The sequence below is a fragment of the Paraburkholderia aspalathi genome (genome assembly GCF_900116445.1).
GTDB classification, from domain to species: Bacteria; Pseudomonadota; Gammaproteobacteria; order Burkholderiales; family Burkholderiaceae; genus Paraburkholderia; species Paraburkholderia aspalathi.
Genome location: NZ_FPBH01000001.1, coordinates 359,145 through 379,342 on the forward strand (window position 1 = coordinate 359,145; position 20,198 = coordinate 379,342).

The 20,198-nt window shown below is 62.0% G+C and carries 19 protein-coding genes; 9 read left to right on the forward strand and 10 right to left on the reverse strand.

The genetic code is table 11. The annotated features are described in order from the left end of the window. Window positions 1-17 precede the first annotated feature (17 nt). A complete protein-coding gene (locus BM438_RS01615; protein WP_093632599.1) occupies window positions 18-1,430 on the reverse strand; it encodes a M20 family metallopeptidase in 1,413 nt (470 codons plus the stop codon). A 203-nt stretch (window positions 1,431-1,633) separates the two neighbouring features. Here BM438_RS01615 and BM438_RS01620 point away from each other — a divergent pair, with 203 nt between their 5' ends. Together BM438_RS01620 and BM438_RS01625 are read left to right on the forward strand one after the other, a co-directional pair. Beyond that, window positions 1,634-2,593 carry a LysR family transcriptional regulator gene (locus BM438_RS01620; protein ID WP_093632600.1) on the forward strand — a complete coding sequence of 320 codons (960 nt, stop codon included), beginning with the start codon at window positions 1,634-1,636 and terminating at the stop codon, window positions 2,591-2,593. A 192-nt stretch (window positions 2,594-2,785) separates the two neighbouring features. Continuing rightward, the gene (locus tag BM438_RS01625) at window positions 2,786-3,208 is read left to right on the forward strand and encodes a hypothetical protein (RefSeq protein ID WP_093632601.1); all 423 of its coding nucleotides are present in this window, start codon (window positions 2,786-2,788) and stop codon (window positions 3,206-3,208) included. A gap of 834 nt (window positions 3,209-4,042) precedes the next feature. Here BM438_RS01625 and BM438_RS01630 read toward each other — a convergent pair. Then, window positions 4,043-4,870: an ABC transporter permease gene (locus BM438_RS01630; RefSeq protein ID WP_093632602.1), complete on the reverse strand. Its 828-nt coding sequence runs from the start codon at window positions 4,868-4,870 to the stop codon at window positions 4,043-4,045. A 65-nt stretch (window positions 4,871-4,935) separates the two neighbouring features. Beyond that, the gene (nodI, locus tag BM438_RS01635; protein ID WP_093632603.1) at window positions 4,936-5,850 is read right to left on the reverse strand and encodes a nodulation factor ABC transporter ATP-binding protein NodI; all 915 of its coding nucleotides are present in this window, start codon (window positions 5,848-5,850) and stop codon (window positions 4,936-4,938) included. Between the two features lie 274 nt (window positions 5,851-6,124). Between nodI and BM438_RS01640 the strand changes: the two genes are divergently transcribed. Beyond that, on the forward strand, window positions 6,125-6,592 hold the full coding sequence (locus BM438_RS01640; protein WP_054034575.1) for a universal stress protein: 468 nt from the start codon (window positions 6,125-6,127) through the stop codon (window positions 6,590-6,592). Between the two features lie 150 nt (window positions 6,593-6,742). On the opposite strand, the gene BM438_RS01645 is transcribed toward BM438_RS01640, so the two are convergent. The 3 genes from BM438_RS01645 to lexA all read right to left on the reverse strand — a co-directional run bounded on the left by BM438_RS01645 (window position 6,743) and on the right by lexA (window position 8,608). After that, entirely contained in the window at window positions 6,743-7,384 is a 642-nt protein-coding gene (locus tag BM438_RS01645; RefSeq protein WP_093632604.1) for a DUF2939 domain-containing protein, read from the reverse strand. Between the two features lie 163 nt (window positions 7,385-7,547). Beyond that, window positions 7,548-7,898, reverse strand: a complete 351-nt coding sequence (locus BM438_RS01650; protein WP_093632605.1) for a hypothetical protein — start codon at window positions 7,896-7,898, stop codon at window positions 7,548-7,550. Between the two features lie 59 nt (window positions 7,899-7,957). After that, window positions 7,958-8,608 (reverse strand): transcriptional repressor LexA, encoded by a 651-nt coding sequence (gene lexA, locus BM438_RS01655; protein WP_054034573.1) that lies wholly within the window; start codon window positions 8,606-8,608, stop codon window positions 7,958-7,960. A gap of 315 nt (window positions 8,609-8,923) precedes the next feature. Here lexA and BM438_RS01660 point away from each other — a divergent pair, with 315 nt between their 5' ends. The 6 genes from BM438_RS01660 to BM438_RS01685 all read left to right on the forward strand — a co-directional run bounded on the left by BM438_RS01660 (window position 8,924) and on the right by BM438_RS01685 (window position 15,410). Further along, window positions 8,924-9,973 carry a sulfate ABC transporter substrate-binding protein gene (locus BM438_RS01660; protein ID WP_093632606.1) on the forward strand — a complete coding sequence of 350 codons (1,050 nt, stop codon included), beginning with the start codon at window positions 8,924-8,926 and terminating at the stop codon, window positions 9,971-9,973. Window positions 9,974-10,125: 152 nt separating this feature from the next. Then, complete coding sequence (gene cysT, locus BM438_RS01665; RefSeq protein ID WP_093632607.1) at window positions 10,126-11,028, forward strand: sulfate ABC transporter permease subunit CysT; 903 nt, start codon at window positions 10,126-10,128, stop codon at window positions 11,026-11,028. After that, window positions 11,025-12,050 (forward strand): sulfate ABC transporter permease subunit CysW, encoded by a 1,026-nt coding sequence (gene cysW, locus BM438_RS01670; protein WP_093632608.1) that lies wholly within the window; start codon window positions 11,025-11,027, stop codon window positions 12,048-12,050. Before cysT ends, cysW begins: the two co-directional genes overlap by 4 nt. Next, window positions 12,050-13,108 (forward strand): sulfate/molybdate ABC transporter ATP-binding protein, encoded by a 1,059-nt coding sequence (locus tag BM438_RS01675; protein ID WP_054034571.1) that lies wholly within the window; start codon window positions 12,050-12,052, stop codon window positions 13,106-13,108. The genes cysW and BM438_RS01675 overlap by 1 nt, the downstream gene beginning before the upstream one ends. 107 nt (window positions 13,109-13,215) lie before the next feature. Further along, the gene (locus BM438_RS01680) at window positions 13,216-14,142 is read left to right on the forward strand and encodes a CysB family HTH-type transcriptional regulator (RefSeq protein WP_093632609.1); all 927 of its coding nucleotides are present in this window, start codon (window positions 13,216-13,218) and stop codon (window positions 14,140-14,142) included. A 224-nt stretch (window positions 14,143-14,366) separates the two neighbouring features. Then, window positions 14,367-15,410, forward strand: coding sequence for an asparaginase (locus BM438_RS01685; protein WP_093632775.1), 1,044 nt, complete (start codon window positions 14,367-14,369; stop codon window positions 15,408-15,410). Window positions 15,411-15,569: 159 nt separating this feature from the next. Here BM438_RS01685 and BM438_RS01690 read toward each other — a convergent pair whose 3' ends face one another. From BM438_RS01690 to gcl, 4 genes are all read right to left on the reverse strand, one after another. Then, on the reverse strand, window positions 15,570-15,971 hold the full coding sequence (locus tag BM438_RS01690) for a DUF3597 domain-containing protein (protein ID WP_093632610.1): 402 nt from the start codon (window positions 15,969-15,971) through the stop codon (window positions 15,570-15,572). 550 nt (window positions 15,972-16,521) lie between these two features. After that, entirely contained in the window at window positions 16,522-17,430 is a 909-nt protein-coding gene (locus BM438_RS01700) for a 2-hydroxy-3-oxopropionate reductase (RefSeq protein ID WP_054034569.1), read from the reverse strand. Between the two features lie 56 nt (window positions 17,431-17,486). Beyond that, window positions 17,487-18,296, reverse strand: coding sequence for a hydroxypyruvate isomerase (gene hyi, locus BM438_RS01705; protein ID WP_093632612.1), 810 nt, complete (start codon window positions 18,294-18,296; stop codon window positions 17,487-17,489). 110 nt (window positions 18,297-18,406) lie between these two features. Next, window positions 18,407-20,182, reverse strand: coding sequence for a glyoxylate carboligase (gcl, locus tag BM438_RS01710; protein ID WP_093632613.1), 1,776 nt, complete (start codon window positions 20,180-20,182; stop codon window positions 18,407-18,409). Between the last annotated feature and the right edge of the window lie 16 nt (window positions 20,183-20,198).

The following is a 20,198-nucleotide window of genomic DNA, read 5'->3' on the forward strand; positions in this document are numbered from 1 at the left end:
CGTACTGCGTTGATCGCTCAGGCCGCGGCTTGTGGGGTCGTTGCGGTTGAATGCGGCGAGTTCTCGCCGAGATCCCAGAAGAGCCCAGCCATGATCTGCAGACCCTCGCGCACCACCGGTCCGAGCAGATGCTCGTTCGGCGCGTGCTGCGAGCAGGCCGGGTACGAATGCGGCACCCAGATGGTCGGCAGTCCGAGCGTGTCGGCGAACACTTCGTTGGGCAGCGTGCCGCCGAGGTTCGGCAGCACGGCCGTCTTCTTGCCGGTGGTCTGTTCGAGCGAAGCGATGGCCCACGTGACCCACGGGTCGTCGGGATTCAGACGCGTTGCCGGCGCACCACGCTCGACGCTGATCTCGACGAACGAGAAGCCATTCGCATCCAGATGCTTGCGCAGGTGCTGTTCCAGGTTTTCCCAGTCGGTGCCGACCACGAAGCGCAACTGGCAATGCGCGAACGCTGATGACGGGATGGCATTGACCGGGTTCTCGGGATTGCCAGCCTTGAACGCCAGCACTTCGAAGCTGTTCCAGCCGAACACACGTTCTGGCGGCGTGAGGCCGGGTTCGCCCCAGTTATCGTCGACGGCCGGATCGTTCGGACCGCCGCCTACCGTGATATCCGCCAATGCGCGACGCACCGCTTCCGGAATCGGCGGCGGACGCAAGCCGTCGACAGCGATTACGCCACGCGCATCGACGAGGCTTGCAAGTACGTTCGCCAGCACGGTGGCCGGGTTGCGCAACAAACCGCCCCAGTTGCCCGAGTGATGCGCGCCGTCGCGCAAATTCAGCGAGAGCTTGAAGTTCACCGAGCCGCGCGAACCGAGGAACACGGTGGGGCGGCGTGCGGCGAGACGGGGGCCATCGGAGGCTATCAGCACGTCCGCGGCCAGTTCTTCTTTATGTTTGTGGCAGATCGCGTCGAGCCCTGGCGAGCCGGTTTCCTCGCCCATCTCGATCAGCAGTTTTGCGTTGAAGCCGAGCTTGCCGTCGCGCGCGGCCAGCACGCTCGCTAGCGCCGCGAGATTGATGGTGTGCTGGCCTTTGTTGTCGGCGGTGCCGCGGCCATACCAGCGTTCGCCTTCGATCGTCACGGCCCAAGGTGTCAGCGGCGCGCGCCATTGACTGTCGTAGCCGCGCACGACGTCGCCGTGGCCGTAGATCAGTACGGTGGGCAGACTGTCGTCTTCGTGACGATTGGCGAACAGGAACGGCCCGAATCCTTCCGCCGGGTTATCGACGATGCGTGTGCTGAAGCCGAGCCCTTCGACTTCGGGCGTGATCTCATCGGTCAGATACGACAGCAACGTAGCCGCGCGATCGTTTTCCTGGCTTTCCGTGCGAAATCCGACGCGCCGGTTGAGGTTCTCGAGGAAAGCGCCTGATTCGAAATGATGCGTTGCGTGTTCGATGGCCTGGTTGCGGCTCATATCTGTCTCCGATGCGGGGTGCGGGGGATAGTGGCGACGCGGCGCCGGGCGTGGCACGTCCGGTTCGCGGCCATCAACTTCGAAACGATTCTAGGAGGCCGATATTTTTGTCACAATGATCGTCTTTCGAAGCTTCCGTTGCCGAAAAGGCAAAGCTCGATACATTGGCACACGGCCACATCCGCTTGCAAAAGGCGTCGCTCATGGCACTTTCATTACACGGCATCGCATTGCGCTATTTCGTCGAAGTGGCGCGCACCGGCTCGATTAGCGACGCGTCCGCGCGGCTGCATGTGGCCGTGTCGGCGATCAGCCGGCAGATCGCGCGGCTCGAAAGCGACCTCGGCGTCGCGCTGTTCGAGCGGCGGCCACGCGGCATGTCGCTCTCCGAAGCGGGCGAGCGTCTGCTCGCCTACGCACAGCGCAGCCTGCTCGAGGCGGAGCATGTGATGAAGGAGATCGGCGGCCTCGAGGCCTTGCATGGCAGCATGATCAAGGTCGCCAGTTCGGAGGGCTTCGCCGCGGATTTCCTGCCCAGCGCGATGGCGGCGTTCCGTCGCCACTACCCCGGGATCGACTTCACGCTCTCCGTGATGCCACCGGGCGAGGCCACTCGCCGGGTGCGCGATGGCGACGCCGATCTCGCGCTGACGTTCAGTCTCGCGCCGGAAAAGGGCGTCAAGGTTGAACACACCGAGCGCGCGCCGGTGCTGGCGTTGCTGCGCGCCGATCATCCGCTGGCCGGGCGCGCGAAGGTGTCGCTCGCCGACCTGCAGCGCTATCCATTGGTACTGCCGGAGCCTGGTACGACTATCCGGCAGCTGATCGACATCACCTGCGCGCTCGAAGGCGTGCTGCTCGAGCCCGATCTCACCTGCAACAATAGCGGCGCGATGTACCGTTACGCACAGAAGTCCGGCGCGATCATGTTCACGGGGCTGCTGTCGGTGCGCGACCGTTACGCCGGCGACGGCTTCGTCGCGATGCCGCTGACGCATCCGCAGTTGCGCCAGCGCAGCATCCAGGTTCAGACGATGGCTGGGCGGGAGTTGCCGCCGTCGGTGAAGGCGTTCCGCGACCACCTGATCGCAGAAATCGGCGGTGCCAGGCCCACGAATGCTGCAGTGCCAAAGCCAGGTCGAAAGCGCGGCGAAGCGCGTTGAAAGGCAAATCTCCCTGCCGGACGGCGAATCACGACCTAAACTGTGGGGACGGGGCGGGCTGGTCGGCCTCTGCTGCACGGCTGGCGGTGCTATGGCCCATACCAGTGGTAGGATTCAGCCCGAAAAATGGAGCACGGTGCGCGATGAATGGGCGTGCCGCCCACAACAGAGCGATAGGACTCAGGACATCGAATGGCGCAACAAAAAACAAACCCAAAACTTGAGCAGGCGCTGACGCGCGGGGATCTTGCAATTCGCCAGGCCAACTCGGCACGGGCGACGGCGTTGCTGCGCGCGTTGGGCAAGATGATCGTCGAGGCATCGGCGACGATTGGCGTAGAGGCATTCACGCTGATCCCGGACGGCGACAGGATTTACGATCCGACTGATGGGTTGTGGCCACAGGAATTGCAAGTGTCGCTTGATGGTCCTGTCGAGGAGCAGGACCCGGATGAGATTCGGACGGTGCGGTTGATCGCCGATGATCCGGCGACGGTCTTTAGAGTTGAATGGCAACGGGCTGATGGGAAGATCGGGCGGCAGGATGGGGGGCCGTTTGCGACGGTGGCTTTTATTTCTGATGTGGATATTCCTTGGACGGATGATGAGGATTGATGGTTGGGTTTTTTGTCTGCGCGACGCTTGTTGTCAGTGTGCTTAGGGCGTTGGCCTTTCCTTGTTTTGTTAGTGGTCTATTAGTGTTGCCCCTGTGCGGGGCGGCACTTACTTTCTTTGCCGCCGCAAAGAAAGATAAGCAAAGAAAGCGGCTAGAAGCCCCTGCTAAGTGGGCACCGTGGTTTGCCTGGGGTAGTGGTGCGACTGGAATCTGTGTTCGTGCCGCTGCTTAGGCTTGTGACAAGGGCGTCATACTTCCGGCGGCGCTGCGCGCGCCGAAGAGCCATTCATAAAACCGATCGCTGCGTTTTGGCGCTCATGCGTTGCCATCGAGCCGCGGCTCGTCATTGCACAGCCACTGTGATTGCAACCGCAACTGTGGCTGTGACTGCGATAGTGATCGTGCCCGCGATTGCGGCACACCGACATATGATTTTAAGTAGGGGTTCCCGGCCGAGTGCAGAGGCGCCTCGCCGAGGCGAAGCCGACGGCCCCCACAAAACTCAACCGAAGCCCGTGGTTTCCCATGCAGACCCGTCCGCGACGCACGCAGTGCGGAGTGGGAGCTGATGACTCCTTTGTCACTAGCGCGGAATGTGCGAGAACACGGATTCCAGTCGCACCACTACCCGCAGCAGACCACGGTGCCCACTTAGCATTAGCGGTTTGAGCCGCTTTCTTTGCTTATCTTTCTTTGCGGCGGCAAAGAAAGTAAGTGCCGCCCCGCACAGGGGCAACGCTAATAGACCACTACCAAATCAAGGAAAGGCACAACAGCCAGAACACAGACAAAAAGCGCCGCGCAGGCAAAAACCCGGCCGCAGGCCCCAGACCTTACTTCATCATCCTCCGCCGAAACAAAACCGCCGAAACAACAAACCCCCCTACCGCATAAACCACCAGCACGGCAACATGCAAAACCACACCATCAAAAGGCCGCTCCAGCATAGCCGGCCGAATCAGATCAACAGCATGCGCCAACGGCAAAAGCCCAGTCACTACCCGCGCCGCAGCAGGCAACTGTGAAACAGGAAAAAACACCCCAGACAACAGCAACATCGGCGTCAACACCAACGTCTGATAAAACATAAAAAAGTCATACGAGGGAGCCAGCGCCGTCACCACCATCGCCACACTCGCGAACGCGAGCCCCGTGAGCACAATCACCGGCAACGCCAGCAACATCGACGGAAAACTCGCGTAGCCGAGACCCCCCGCGACCAGCATGATCGCCGCGCCCGATAGCATCGACTTGCTGCCCGCCCACATCACTTCGCCAAGCACAATGTCGCCGAGCGTGAGCGGCGTATGCATGATCGCCTCCCACGTGCGCTGCACGTGCATGCGCGAAAAGCCCGAATACATCGACTCGAAACTCGCCGACATCATCACGCTCGATGCCACCGTGCCGGCAGCAAGAAACGCGATGTACGAGACGCCGTCGACATGCCCGACCATCAGCCCAAGCCCGAAACCCAGGCCGAACAGATAGATCATCGGATCGGCAAGATTGCCGAACATCGAAGCAATCGCGAGCTTGCGCCAGACCAGATAGTTGCGGCGCCACACCGCAATCCAGTTGACGGCGTTGGCCGGGAAAGCGGCGAAGGTCTCCTGCTTCGGCGGTGTCTCGCCGTGTGGTTCGTAAGTGCGTGCGTCCATTGCGTGTCTCTTGCCGTGTCGTTATAGCTGTAGAGGATTGCGAGCTGAGCCGATGTCGAGTCGCGTCAGTCCTGCATCTCGCGCCCAGTCAGACGCAGGAACACATCTTCCAGATTCGCCGGGCGATGCAGGTAGCGCAGATCGGCGCGTTGCTTGAGGCGGGCATGCACGGGTTGCGCGTCGTTCACATAGCAGAAGAGCGTCTCGCCACTGATCTCGGTGCGCTCGACAAGCGGCGCCAGTTCGTCGCGCAACGCAACCGGATCGGGTCCGAAGATTTCGATCACATCACAGCCGATCTCCGAAGCGATCAATGCACGCGGCGCGCCTTCGGCGATCTTGCGGCCTTCCTCGATCACGCACAGGCGGTGGCACAGTCGTTCGGCTTCTTCCATGAAGTGCGTGGTCAACAGAATGGTCTTGCCGCGTGCGAGCAGCGAGCGCAGCCGTTCCCAGATCAGGTGGCGCGCTTGCGGATCGAGGCCGGTGGTCGGTTCGTCCATGATCAGCACGTCGGGGTCGTTGACGAGCGCGCGAGCCAGCGTCAAGCGCCGCTTCATGCCGCCAGACAGTTCGCTCACACGTGCATCCGCCTTGCTCTCGAGACGCGCGAATTCGAGCAGCGACGGCACCATCGCGCGGCATTGCGCGGCGCTCAGACCGAAGTAACGGCCGAACACCAGCAGGTTTTCGCGGACCGTGAAATCGGGATCGAGATTGTCGAACTGAGGCACGACGCCGACACGCGCCCGGGCCACGCGCGCGCGGCCGGGAATCGGTTCGCCGCACAGGCGGATCGTGCCGGCATCCGGTGCAGCGATGCCGAGCAGCATGCGCAACGTGGTGGTCTTGCCCGCGCCATTCGGGCCGAGCAGACCGAAACATTCGCCGGCGTTGACATGAAACGACAGTCCGTCGACGACCGTCTTATCGCCGTAGCTTTTTTTAACCTGATGGAATTCAATGGCGGCTGCAGACATGGATCGATCGAGGCTCCGGGAAAAGACGCAAATGGCCGGCAAGGCCGCTCATTCTATGGCATCGGCAGCGAGGAATTGATCGCCACCGGATGCGCCGGTGGCGTTTCTTGCGCTGCGGCAAAAGCTCAGGAGTGACCCAAACCCAGCCCAAACCCGCCACAAATCCAGCACGCACCTATTTAGGGCGCACTTAGCGTTTTCCATCCCTTGCAACCTGAATTGCGGCGCACCATGATTCATTCAGACCGCGTTCCTCGCGGATGGGAGAAAAATCATGGCGAGCTACCAGAAAATCCTGCTGTGCTACGACGGCTCGCGCGAAGGCCGCAAAGCGTTACGTTGCGGCGCCGACCTGGCGTTGGATCTAAAGGCGGAAACGCACTTACTATCAGTGGTCGACATGCGCTCGAGCATTGCGCAAAGCGCGGGCCTGCTGACCGATGTGGCATGCGGCAGCTTCGAAAAAACAGCACGCGACATCCTGCAGGAAGGGGTGGACTGGCTCACCGAGCGCGGTGTGACCGCGCAAGGGCATTTTGCGTTTGGCCATCCGATCGACGAGATCGCCAATCTCGCTAACGAATTGCATGTCGACCTCGTGGTGGTCGGCCATCGTTGCCGCACCGGCCTGTCGCGATGGTGGATGGGCGCGGGCAATACTCCGCTGCTCGACCGGGTCTCTTGCAGCATTCTGGTGGCGTGCTCTTCCGCGCAGGAGCAGCAGCAAGCAGCGGCGGCCTGACACAAGGCGGGGCAAAGCACGTGGACCGGGCTGAATGAGTTGAATGATCTTAGTGAGCCACGTGACCGAACAGTCGCCGCGTTCGCGGCGATCGCTTCGGCCAAACCGCGATTCGCTCATACGCTCAAATCGATAGCGACCGCTGGGTGATCACTCGTTCAGATTGACCGCAGCCAGCTTCCATGTGAACAAACCTTCGCGCCGCAAGATCGCCGAGTAACGCGCGTCACCAGCACCATGCTGATAGCTGACGACGAACTCATTAAGGCCGCGGTAGCCCGCCGTGGTTTGCGGCGGTTGGGGTGGCGTGGCGCTGTTTCCATTATTGCCCGCAGCAGGAGGCGCCGGTTCGGGCGCCGCCGCCGGTGCGGTCGGCGGATTTCCGGCGCCAGCCGGAACAGGAGGGCGCTCACCCGGGTTGCCGCGCGGCGGCATCCCATTCAGCAATGCCGCGACGCCGTCGGGTGTTGCATAAGCGTCGACCAGCGGGCCGATCAAGGCCACGCCGATCATCGCGCCAATCGCCGCGAGCGGATTGCCATTGCCTTGGACGTCGAGCCGGCGCGTCAACAGGCCGGTGACCTGCTGCTTCAGGCTCTCGCGCAACGCGGGAAAATCGACGTATTCATTGACGGTTTGTGCATCACGCGCATCCGCCGCGCGTTTGAGGGTATTCAGCGCCATGTAAGGCGACGCGTAACAGAACCCCAACGCGGCAATCACCACAATCACAATCAAGGTGACGATCAGTGGCCGGGCGGCGCTGCGTTTCGTGCGTGTTGAAACTGCCATCGAGTGGGACTCTCCATCAGGTGTGATCTAACGTGGACCGCGACCACGCAAAAACGATCCCAGGCGATGCGATATCCGAGAGGGCGCGGCTAGGTGAACGACCTTACGCCGGGTGTCGCGCGTCGTACAGCCGCAATGGAATGCGATGCACGCGCAATGCAGCTTATGACTCGAACACCGCGCCGTGCACGTTGGCTTCATCTGCGATACAACGATCGATCATGCGGCACACGGCGTCTACCGTGCCGACCATGATCAGCCGCGACGGTCCGTGATACACGCGCACCGGCGCACGACGCGCGGGTTCAGCCGTATTCAGCCCCGAATTCAACGACACGCGAGCAAAAGCCGGCAACGAGGACGGCAAGCCCGGTACGCCGACGGGCGCGTCGAACAGCGATAGCGATGGAGAACTGGCCGGGGACGCCTCGATCAGCGAACACGGCACCAGCTTGCGCAGATGACGCAAACGACCGAACTGGCGAAAAGGCAGCAGGCGGGCAAGGCGTTCCATGAGTCTCTCCAGGCGATTCAACGTTGGGGCAGCTTTGGGTTTGGCGTACAAGTGGGCGGTTAGAACTCGCCCGGGCGGATCAGCCCGACGGCTATGCCCTCGAGCGCAAATTCCGCGCTGCCGGTTTCAACGAAGATGTTGTCGTAATCGGGGTTCTCGGCAATCAGCTCGATACCGTTCGGGCGGCGCTTCAAGCGCTTGACCGTCACGTCGTCGCCAAGGCGCGCGATGATGATCTGGCCGTCTTTGGCTTCGCTTTTCTTCTGCACCGCGAGCAGGTCGCCGTCGAAGATGCCTGCGTCGCGCATGGACAGCCCGCGCACCTTCAGCAGGTAGTCCGGCTTGCTCGAGAACAGCGCCGGGTCGCAGGCGTAGTGCTGCGAGATATGTTCCTGCGCGAGGATCGGGCTACCCGCTGCAACCCGGCCGATCAGCGGCAACGACAGTTGCATGATGCTGGCGTGCGGCAGCGTGAACTGGTACGGCGAATCTTCGGATCCGCCCAGCAGGCGAATGCCGCGCGATGCGCCGGCTGCCAGTTCGATCACGCCCTTGCGGGCGAGGGCGCGCAGATGCTCTTCTGCCGAATTGGCCGAGCTGAAACCCAGCTCGGCGGCGATCTCCGCGCGGGTGGGCGGAAAGCCGGTGCGTTCGATGGCCCGGCGGATCAGATCGAAAACCTGCTGCTGTCGTGCGGTGAGTTTGGTCATGGCGCCACTGTATGTATGAACAGGTGCCTGTATTTTTATACAGTATTCCGCGCAATTCAAGCTTTACTTTAAGTTCGCGGCCCGGGGTGGCGTTCCAGCGTCGTAAATAGACGCTTCAACACCCGTTTTCGTGCCGCAACGCCTTATCCGGCCGTCATTACCACTTTTGCGTATTAAAGAATGAAGAAACATTATTTTTAATGATGAAAGCTCTTCGATAGACTGCCCTTCGAGTTGGCGCTCATGTGCACGTGACCGCGACGCAAAACAACACCACACGCTGTTTCAGCGGACTACAACGCGGAGAAAGTTGGCATGAACCATCAGGGCACGGGGCTGGCAGGCAAGACCAGAAAACTTATCGCGGCGCTCGCATTCGGCGCAGTCGGTACGATCGCCGCGGTCGGCGTCACGGCGCCGGCACATGCAGCCGACACGACGCTGCTGAACGTGTCGTACGACCCGACACGTGAGTTGTACCAGGACGTCAACCAGGCATTCGGCAAGGAATGGAAGGCGAAAACGGGCGAGACGGTCACCTTCAAGCAGTCGCACGGCGGCTCGGGTGCGCAAGCACGCTCGGTGCTGGACGGTTTGCAGGCGGACGTCGTGACCCTGGCGCTTGCCTATGACATCGACGCGCTGGCCAACAAGGGTCTGCTCGACAAGGGCTGGCAAAAGCGGTTGCCGGACAACGCCTCGCCGTACACGTCGACGATCGTGTTTCTGGTGCGCAAGGGCAACCCGAAGCACATCAAGGATTGGGACGATCTGATCAAACCGGGTGTGTCGATCGTCACGCCGAATCCGAAGACCTCGGGAGGCGCGCGCTGGAACTACCTGGCCGCGTGGGCCTATGCTGAACATCAGCCGGGCGGCAACGACCAGAAGGCGAAGGAATTCGTCGGCAAGCTCTATAAGAATGCCGGCGTGCTGGATTCGGGCGCGCGTGGCGCGACCACCAGCTTCGTGCAACGCGGTATCGGCGACGTGCTGATTGCGTGGGAAAACGAGGCGTTCCTCTCGCTGAAGGAATTCGGTCCGGAGAAGTTTGAAATCGTCGTGCCGTCGGTGAGCATTCTGGCCGAGCCGCCGGTTGCGGTGGTGGACAAGGTGGTCGACAAGCACGGCACACGCAAGGTGGCGGAAGCGTATCTGAACTTCCTGTACAGCGAGGAAGGTCAGGAAATCGCCGCGAAGAACTTCTACCGTCCGCGTTCGAACAAGGTGCCGGCCGAGCTGACGTCGAAGTTCCCGAAGCTGAAGTTGTACACGGTGGACGATTCGTTCGGCGGCTGGGCGAACGCGCAGAAGACGCACTTTGCCGACGGCGGTGTGTTCGATTCGATCTACTCGCCGCAGTAACGGGTAGTCAACCGGACGAGATGCGCAGTTAGACGCCGCAGTTGAACGCGTAGTCACACTTCGCCAGAAAGCGCGCCCGCGAGGCGCGCTTTTTGGCCAGCCAGGCGGACGGAAAAAGAGCCGCCGGCCTCAACCCTGAAAGAGTACTGAGCATGACGACGTTGACCTTCCGAAAACCGAGCGCGTTGCCCGGTTTTGGCCTGACACTCGGCATCACGGTGGCTTATCTGAGCCTCGTGGTGCTGATTCCGCTTGCGGCGACCTTTCTCAAGACCGCGACGCTCGACTGGCCTCAGTTCGTGCGCGCGGTCAGCTCGCCGCGCGTGCTCGCGTCGTATCGCCTGACGTTTTTCTCGGCCCTTGGCGGCGCGCTGATCAACGCGGTGTTCGGCTTTCTGGTCGCGTGGGTGCTGGTGCGTTATACCTTCCCGTTCAAGCGTATCGTCGACGCGGTGGTCGATCTGCCGTTCGCTTTGCCGACTTCCGTGGCCGGTATTTCGCTCGCGGCGGTGTATGCGGGCAACGGCTGGATCGGACAGTTTCTCGAACCGCTCGGCATCAAGATCGCTTTCACGCCGGCCGGCGTGCTGATCGCGCTGACGTTTATCGGTTTGCCGTTCGTCGTGCGGACCGTGCAGCCGGTGCTCGAAGAGTTCGAGCGTGAACAGGAAGAGGCGGCTGCGTGCCTCGGCGCGTCGCGTTGGCTGACGTTTCGGCGCGTGGTGTTGCCCGCGGTGTTCCCGGCTTTGCTCACGGGTTTCGCGCTGGCGTTCGCGCGGGCGCTCGGCGAATACGGCTCAGTGATTTTCATTGCGGGTAACGTGCCGATGAAATCGGAAATCACCTCGCTGCTGATCATTACCAAACTCGAACAATACGATTACGCTGGCGCCACCGCGATTGCGGTCGTGATGCTGGTGGTGTCGTTCCTGATGCTCTTGTTGATCAATACGCTGCAGTGGTATCTGCAGCGCCGCACGGGCCGTGGCGGCGCAGGCCCGGCGCCTGCCGCCGCGAGTGTGGCGGCGATCGGTGTCGGCGGAGGTGTGCAATGAGCCGCAACTCTCTGAATGGCGCGGATGCCACGACCGTCGCCGTGGCGCCGCGCGCGCCGCTCAATATCGCGCGCCGGCCCGATCCCGTTACCGAGCCCCCCGTCGTGCGCTGGCTTCTGACCGGGATCGCGTTGCTGTTTCTCGCCTTGTTCCTCGTCGTGCCGCTCGTCGCCGTGTTCTATCAGGCCTTGAGCAAGGGCATTGGCTTCTATCTGGAATCGCTGGTCGATCCGGACGCGTTGTCGGCCATCAAACTCACCGTGATCACAGCCGCGATTGCGGTGCCGCTGAATCTCGTGTTCGGCCTCGCGGCGTCATGGTGTATCGCCAAGTTCGAGTTCCGTGGCAAGGCATTGTTGACCACGTTGATCGATCTGCCGTTCTCGGTCTCGCCGGTGATCTCCGGTTTGATCTACGTGCTGATGTTCGGCGCGCAGGGCTGGTTCGGTCCGTGGCTGCAGGACCACAACGTGCAGATCATCTTCGCGGTGCCGGGCATCGTGCTGGCGACGATCTTCGTCACGTTCCCGTTCGTCGCGCGTGAACTGATTCCGCTGATGCAGGCGCAAGGCAACGACGAAGAAGAAGCCGCTCACGTGCTTGGCGCATCGGGTTGGCAGATCTTCCGGCGCGTTACGCTGCCGAACGTGAAATGGGGCCTGCTGTACGGCGTGATTCTGTGTAACGCGCGGGCGATGGGCGAGTTCGGCGCGGTGTCGGTGGTGTCCGGCCACATTCGCGGTCAGACCGACACGATGCCGCTGCACGTCGAAATTCTCTATAACGAATACAACTTCTCGGCGGCGTTTGCCGTGGCGTCGGTGCTGGCCTTGCTCGCACTCGTCACGCTCGGCCTGAAGCTGCTCGCCGAGCGCCATATGTCGGCGGAACTGTCGGCCGCGCGCGATGTGCCGGCGTATGCAGGGCCGGTCACGCCGCCGTCCGCTTCACAGTCTGCTTCACAGTCCGTCAATGCAACGCATGCATCGCATCAACACGCGCTCAAGCAAGGAGAGCTGTAATGGGTATCACCGTTCGTAACCTGCAAAAGCGCTTCGGCGATTTCGTCGCGCTCGACAACGTTTCGCTCGACTTTCCCCCGGGCGAACTGGTTGCGCTGCTCGGGCCGTCGGGTTGTGGCAAGACCACCTTGCTGCGTGTGATTGCCGGGCTCGAATACGCGGATGCTGGCCAGGTCGTGCTGCAAGGCCAGGACGTGGCGACGGTTGGTGCGCGCGAGCGTGAAGTCGGCTTCGTGTTCCAGCATTACGCGCTGTTCCGTCATATGACGGTGTTCGAGAATGTCGCGTTCGGCTTGCGCGTGAAGCCGCGCAAGGAACGGCCTTCGGAAGCGGTGATTCGCGAGAAGGTGCATGAACTGCTGAAGCTCGTGCAACTCGACTGGCTCGCGCAACGCTACCCGTCGGAACTGTCGGGTGGTCAACGGCAGCGGATTGCGTTGGCGCGTGCGCTCGCTGTCGAGCCGAAGGTCCTGCTGCTCGACGAACCGTTCGGCGCGCTGGACGCGAAGGTGCGCAAGGAGTTGCGCAGCTGGCTGCGTCGTTTGCATGACGATCTGCATATCTCGACGATCTTCGTCACGCACGATCAGGAAGAGGCGCTCGAAGTGGCCGACCGTATCGTCGTGTTGAATCGCGGGCATGTGGAGCAGGTGGGCAGTCCGCAGGACGTGTACGACCATCCGCAAACTTCGTTCGTCTACGAGTTTCTCGGCGCGGCGAACCGTCTGCACGGCAACGTGGATGCAAGCGGCTTCGTGGTCGACGGCGCGGCGTTGCCGGTCGCGATCACGGCCGGTTTCAGCGGACCGGCGTTCGCCTATGTACGTCCGCACGATCTGCAGTTGTATCCGCAAGCGTCCGGCCATCGCGAAGGCATTGTGGTCGACGTGCGGCGCGTGGTGACGCTCGGCGGCTCGGTGCGTGTGGAACTGGCGGGCCGCGAAGGCAATGTGCTCGAGGCGGAACTCGATCGCGAATCGTGGCGCGATCTGCAACTGTCGATAGGCGACGGCGTGACGGCAGTGCCGCGCGCCTTGCGCGTATTTCCGGCGCAATAGGCGGCGCCACGAGCATCAACACAGGCAGCAACACAGGCAGCGCAACAACACTCGGCGTTTCAATCAAACTCTAATAACTCAACTCTGGCTCAACCGGAGACATACAGATGAACTTTCAGCAATTGCGCTTTGTGCGCGAGGCCGTGCGTCAGAACATGAATCTGACTGAGGTGGCGAACGTGTTGTACACGTCGCAGTCGGGTGTGTCGAAACAGATCAAGGATCTGGAAGACGAACTCGGCGTCGATATTTTCATCCGGCGCGGCAAGCGTCTGACGGGCCTCACCGAGCCGGGCAAGGCTGTGCATCAGTTGATCGAGCGGATGTTGCTCGATGCGGAGAATCTGCGCCGCGTCGCGCGTCAATATGCCGATCAGGACAGCGGCCACCTGGTCGTGGCGACGACTCACACCCAGGCGCGTTACGCGCTGCCGAAGGTGATCCGTCAATTCACCGAGGTGTTCCCGAAGGTGCATCTGGCGCTGCGCCAGGGCAGCCCGCAGCAGATTGCGCAGATGATCATCAACGGCGAAGCGGACATCGGCATTTCGACGGAAGCGCTCGACCGCTTCCCCGATATCGTCACGTTCCCGTGCTATTCGTGGCATCACGTCGTGGTCGTGCCGAAGGGGCATCCGCTGGTGGGCCGCGAAAACCTGACGCTCGACGAGATTGCCGAATTCCCGATCGTTACCTACGACCAGGACTTCACGGGCCGCTCGCACATCGATCAGGCGTTCGCGAAAGCGGGTGCATTGCCTGATGTTGTGTTGACCGCCATCGATGCCGACGTGATCAAGACGTACGTCGAACTTGGCATGGGCATCGGCGTGGTTGCCGCGATGGCCTACGATCCGAAACGCGACACGGAACTGGTCGCGCTGGATACGCAGCATCTGTTCGAAGCGAGCACGACGCGGGTCGGCCTGCGCAAGGGCGCGTTCCTGCGCGCATACGCGTACCGGCTGATCGAAATGTTCGCGCCGCAGTTGAATGAAGCGGAAATCGCCGCACAGTTGCGCGAAGCGGTTTGAGGGATGCGCCGGATCGTTGCGGTTCGGCGCACGGCACGCAAGGCGCCGCGTGAATTCATTGCGGCGCCAAACGTGCGATCTTCAAGCGGGCTGTAGCCGGCCTTGATGTAAACGCCGCGCAAACGCGTGGCGCACGGAGCGCCGGCCTCATCCAGCTCCGAAACGAACGGGTATCCGTTTTTTCACGCATGGCGGCGCGCGGCGCATCGCTTACAATCGCCGCCATGAATACTTTGACTTCTTCCTCCGCCACGCCTTCAGGCGAAGGCGCTACGCCGCTGCTGCCGCGCATCGCCGTGCTGGCGACCGGCGGCACGATCGCCGGCGCGGCCGCGGACGCCACTAATACATCGGGCTACCAGGCCGGCGTGGTCGGCGTCGAGCAATTGCTGGCCGTGGTGCCGGCCTTGTCCACGGTGGCGCGCATCGCGCCTGAGCAGATTGCCAGCGTCGACAGTAAAGACATGGAAATGTCATTGTGGACCACGCTCGCACAACGTATCAACACGCTGCTCGCCGACGATGACGTCGACGGCGTGGTGGTCACACATGGCACCGATACACTCGAAGAAACCGCCTATCTGCTTCATCTGACGATCAAGTCGGACAAGCCGGTCGTGCTGACCGCCGCCATGCGCCCGGCGTCGGCGCTGTCCGCCGATGGTCCGCTGAATCTGCTGAACGCAGTGACGGTTGCGGCGCACGCGGGTTCGCGCGGGCAGGGCGTGCTGGTGGCGTTCAACAACAAGATTCACAGCGCACGCGACGTGGTCAAGACGAGCACGTATGCAGTCGATGCCTTCCAGTCTCCGGATATCGGCGCGCTCGGCTGGGTGCAGGACGGTCGCGTCGAATTCCAGCGCAGCGTGGTGCGTCCGCATACGCTCGCAACCGAATTCGTGATCGGCGCGAAGTGGCCGCATGTGGAGATCGTCGTGAGCTACGCGGGCGTTTCGCGCATTGCCGTGGACGCGTTGGTTGCTGCGGGTGTGCGCGGTATCGTCGTGGCGGGCACGGGTAACGGCTCGATTCACGCCTCGGTGCAGCAGGCGCTGGCCGATGCCGCTTCGCAAGGCGTCGTGGTGGTGCGTGCGTCGCGCGTGGGTTCAGGGCATGTGATGCGCAACGGAGCGGCCGCCGACGATGCACTTGGTTTCGTCAGCGCAGGTTCGCTGAATCCGTACAAGGCACGCGTGCTGCTGATGCTGGCATTGGCCGCGGGCGGCACAGGGCCGGTTGCGTTGCAGAAGACTTTCGATACGTACTGATTGATTTAACGCGCGCGGCCCGGTTCGAAGTCAGAACCGTGTCCCGCACATGAAGCTTGAATGACAACGCGGCGCCCAGGTCATTGACCGGAGCGCCGCGTTGTCGTTACAGCTTAACGTTGATCGCTATCGCCGGAAACAGGCGGCGCAGGCAAGCATTTAGGACGCCAGATCCGGAGGCAACTTCCCGCCGTTCGCCGCCAGCGCTAGCATCACCTGTTTGTGCAGCCAGATGTTCATGCTTGCCGAATCGTTCGTGTCGCCGCTGTACTTCAGTTCCTGGGCGAGTTGCTTACGATGCTCGAGGCTGCTGTCGACGCCGAGCGCTTTCAGCGTGTCGACGATCGACGTGCGCCAGTTCAACGTTTGCCCGCTCTCACTCACGAACTGGTCCATGACGACCGCGACGTCGACGTCAGTCAGCGGCGGCGGTGCCGGCGCAGCGTCTGGTGCGGCAGCTTGTGCCGCTGCCGGATCCGGTGTCGGCTCAACCGCAGGCGCAGGCTGGTCGGGCTTCGCTTTGCCGAAGAGCTTGTTTACGATGTCACCAAAAATGCTCATGCTGAATCCTTTGCAGAGGGGTTACCGGCGCAAGCACATTCCGCTCACGGGTTGAACTCTGGTTGCGAATCGGGCGAATAAAACTGAGCACATGTGCCGCGATAATCGGCGAGCCGCATGTGAACGCTGATACGCCAGCAACCAGACTCAACGAGTGTAGGAGAAAAGCGGGGAGGGATGTGTCAAAAAAGGTCGTGCCGCGGGCGCGGAGTTGCAAGCAAATGCAAGCGGACTTGCGAGCACACGTGCGAGGAGACCTGCATTGAGAGGTACTGGCAGGCGGCATGCATGATGCAGCCGCTGCGAGAGATTGGCGGAAAACGCATAAATTTGAAATCCGACAGCCGGACACCCGACGACGACGTCTGACCGACCAAGGCTTCCCCGGCGCCGCCGGGTGCCGCTGCGGACCCCACTTGCCGCTCTCAGCCCAGAGCGACACGATTTGCCCGTTCCGCCATGCACGCCGCACGACGAACCGGGCGCCCCACCTGCGGTTGCCACGACGGTCACGTTGAAACCGCAACCGTCACGGCAACCTTGTTGTTGCTTAAGCTGCCTTGGCTTCGCTACCCGGCGCTTGCGCGACTTCGTAGTTCGCCATGATTTCGAGCGCGCGCACCATGGCCGAGTGATCCCATGCCTTGCCGCCATTCGCCGCGCATACGCTGAACAGTTGCTGCGCGCTCGCCGTATGCGGCAGGGCGATGCCGAGCTTGCGTGCGCCGTCGAGTGCGAGGTTCAGATCCTTCTGATGCAGTTCGATGCGGAAGCCCGGGTCGAACTTACGCTTGGTCATACGCTCGCCATGCACTTCGAGAATGCGCGACGAAGCGAAGCCGCCCATCAATGCCTTGCGCACACGTTCCGGATCCGCGCCCGAGCGCGACGCGAACAGCAGGGCTTCAGCCACCGCTTCGATGTTCAGTGCGACGATGATCTGGTTCGCGACCTTGCACGTTTGACCCGCGCCGTTGTCGCCGATCAGCGAGATGTTCTTGCCCATCAGTTCGAACAGCGGCTTGGCGAGAGCAAAGGCTTTTTCCGGACCGCCGACCATGATCGTCAGCGACGCTTCACGCGCGCCGACTTCGCCGCCCGAGACCGGTGCATCCAGGTAGTCGACGCCCAGCGCGTTGATCTTCTTCGCAAAGGCTTGCGTGTCGAGCGGCGAGATCGAGCTCATGTCGATCACCAGCTTGCCCTGCGTGAGGCCGGCGGCGACGCCGTCGTCCGCGAACAGCACGTTAGCGACGTCAGGCGTGTCCGGCACCATGATGATGACGATGTCGGCAGCTTGGGCGACAGCGGTCGAATTGGCGACCACGGTGGTCGTCTTGCTCAGATCTTCCGGCACCGGATAAGCGCCATTCACGAACAGCGAATGACCGCCCTTGATGAGGTTGCGCGCCATGTGCGCGCCCATGATGCCGAGGCCGATGAAACCGATCTTTGCCATGTGTCTAAATCTCCAGTGTTGTTTGGGGTGATGTGCCTAGCCGATCGATGAGCCGATCAGGCAGCGGCGTGGGCTGCGCCGCGGGTTTGCCCGGCCACGCTCTGTACCCAGCCGAGGCCGGCGGCGGTGGTCGTGCGCGGCTTGTATTCGCAACCGACGTAGCCTTCGTAGCCGAGCGAGTCGAGCAGGTCGAACAGGAACGGGTAGTTGATTTCACCGGTGCCCGGTTCGTTGCGCCCCGGGTTGTCGGCGAGCTGGATGTGCGCGATCTGCGGCAGATTCTTCTTGATCGTTGCCGCGAGTTCGCCTTCCATCCGTTGCATGTGATAGATGTCGTATTGCAGGAACAGATTGTCCGAGCCCACCGCGCGAATCACGTCGAGGCCTTCGCCCGAACGGTTCAACGCGAAGCCAGGGATGTCGTACGAATTGCACGGCTCGACCAGCAGCTTGATGCCGGCTTTTTTCAGTTCGCCCGCGGCGAAGCGCAGATTGTCGACGATCGTCGCGCGCGCCTTGTCCGCATCGACGCCCGCAGTCGGAATGCCGACGAGGCAATTCAGTTGCGGCACCTTCAGGGCGCTCGCATATTCGATCGCGCGGCCGACACCTTCCTGAAACTCGCCCACACGATCCGGCAGGCATGCGATGCCGCGTTCACCCGCTTCCCAGTTGCCCGCGGGCAGGTTGTGCAACACGAGTTTCAAACGGTTTTGCTGCAGACGTTCGCTCAATTCAGCGATCTGATACGGATACGGAAACAGGAATTCGACGGCGTTGAAGCCCGCGTCCGACGCTGCCGCAAAGCGGTCGAGGAACGGGACTTCGTTGAACAGCATGGTGAGATTCGCTGCAAATTTCGGCATGGTGCTTTTTGTCTCGCTGGTCGGTCAGTGGAATAACTTCATGAGGCGATTCAGTGGCCTTGAATGGCTACGCCGCTGAATCGCGCTCATCTACTGCAAAGTCACAAAGCTCAGTCGAGCATGCTGATTGCCGTCGGCGCATCTTCGCGCTTCTCGGCCAGTTCTTCGAACTCGTTGATCGCGTCGATTTCGGTGCCCATCGAAATGTTGGTCACACGTTCGAGGATCACTTCGACGATCACCGGCACGTTGAACTCGGAGAGCATCGATTGCGCTTTCAGCAGGGCCGGCTTGAGTTCTTCCGGTTTGAACACGCGGATCGCCTTGCAACCCAGGCCTTCGGCAACCGCGACGTGGTCCACGCCGTAGCCGTTCGTCTCCGGCGAGTTGATGTTCTCGAAGCCGAGCTGCACGCAGAAGTCCATATCGAATGCGCGCTGTGCCTGGCGAATCAAGCCGAGGTACGAGTTGTTCACCACCACATGCACATACGGCAGCTTGAATTGCGCGCCGGCTGCCAGCTCTTCGATCATGAACTGGAAGTCGTAGTCGCCCGAGAGTGCGACGATCGGACGTTGCGGGTCTGCTGCACGCACGCCGAGCGCTGCCGGGATCGTCCAGCCGAGCGGGCCTGCCTGGCCGCAGTTGATCCAGTTGCGCGCCTTGTAGACGTGCAGGAATTGCGCGCCGGCGATCTGCGACAAACCGATCGTGCTCACGTAGCAGGTATCGCGGCCGAACACCTGGTTCATTTCTTCGTACACGCGCTGCGGCTTCATCGGCACGTTGTCGAAGTGCGTCTTGCGATGCATCGTCCGCTTGCGTTGCTGGCAATCGGCGACCCATGCGCTGCGGTCCTTCAGCTTGCCGGCAGCCTTCCATTCCTTCGCCACTTCAACGAACAGTTCGAGCGCGAACTTCGCGTCCGACACAATGCCGAGGTCCGGGCCGAACACGCGGCCGATCTGCGTCGGCTCGATGTCCACGTGCACGAACTTACGGCCCTTGGTGTAAACCTCGACGCTGCCCGTGTGACGGTTCGCCCAGCGGTTGCCGATGCCGAGCACGAAGTCGGAGGCGAGCATCGTCGCGTTGCCGTAGCGGTGCGAGGTTTGCAAGCCGACCATGCCGGCCATCAGCGGATGGTCGTCGGGAATCGCGCCCCACGACATCAGCGTCGGGATCACCGGCACGCCGACGGTTTCGGCGAATTCAACCAGCAGGTCTTCAGCGGCTGCGTTCAGCACGCCGCCACCCGAAACGATCAACGGCTTTTCAGCGTCATTCAAAAGCTTCAACGCGGCTTCGATCTGTTTGCGGGTCGCTTTCGGCTTGTAGACCGGCAGCGGCTCGTACGTGTCGATGTCGAATTCGATTTCGGCGAGCTGCACGTCGATCGGCAGGTCGACCAGCACCGGACCCGGACGGCCCGAGCGCATCAGATGGAAAGCCTGCTGGAACACGCGCGGCACCAGCGCCGGTTCGCGCACGGTGACGGCCCACTTGGTGACGGGCTTGGCGATCGATTCGATATCGACGGCCTGGAAGTCTTCCTTGTACAGACGCGCACGCGGCGCCTGGCCCGTGATAGCCAGAATAGGAATCGAGTCGGCCTGAGCGGAGTACAAACCGGTGATCATGTCGGTGCCGGCGGGGCCCGAGGTGCCGATACACACACCGATGTTGCCCGGCTGGGCGCGCGTATAGCCTTCGGCCATGTGCGACGCACCTTCGACGTGACGCGCCAGCACATGGCTGATGCTGCCTGCTTTGCGCATGGCCGAGTAGAACGGGTTGATTGCTGCGCCCGGAACGCCGAATGCGGTGTTGATGCCTTCTTTTTCGAGCACCAGCACGGCTGCGTCGACGGCTCTCATCTTGGCCATGAATGTCTCCTGAATG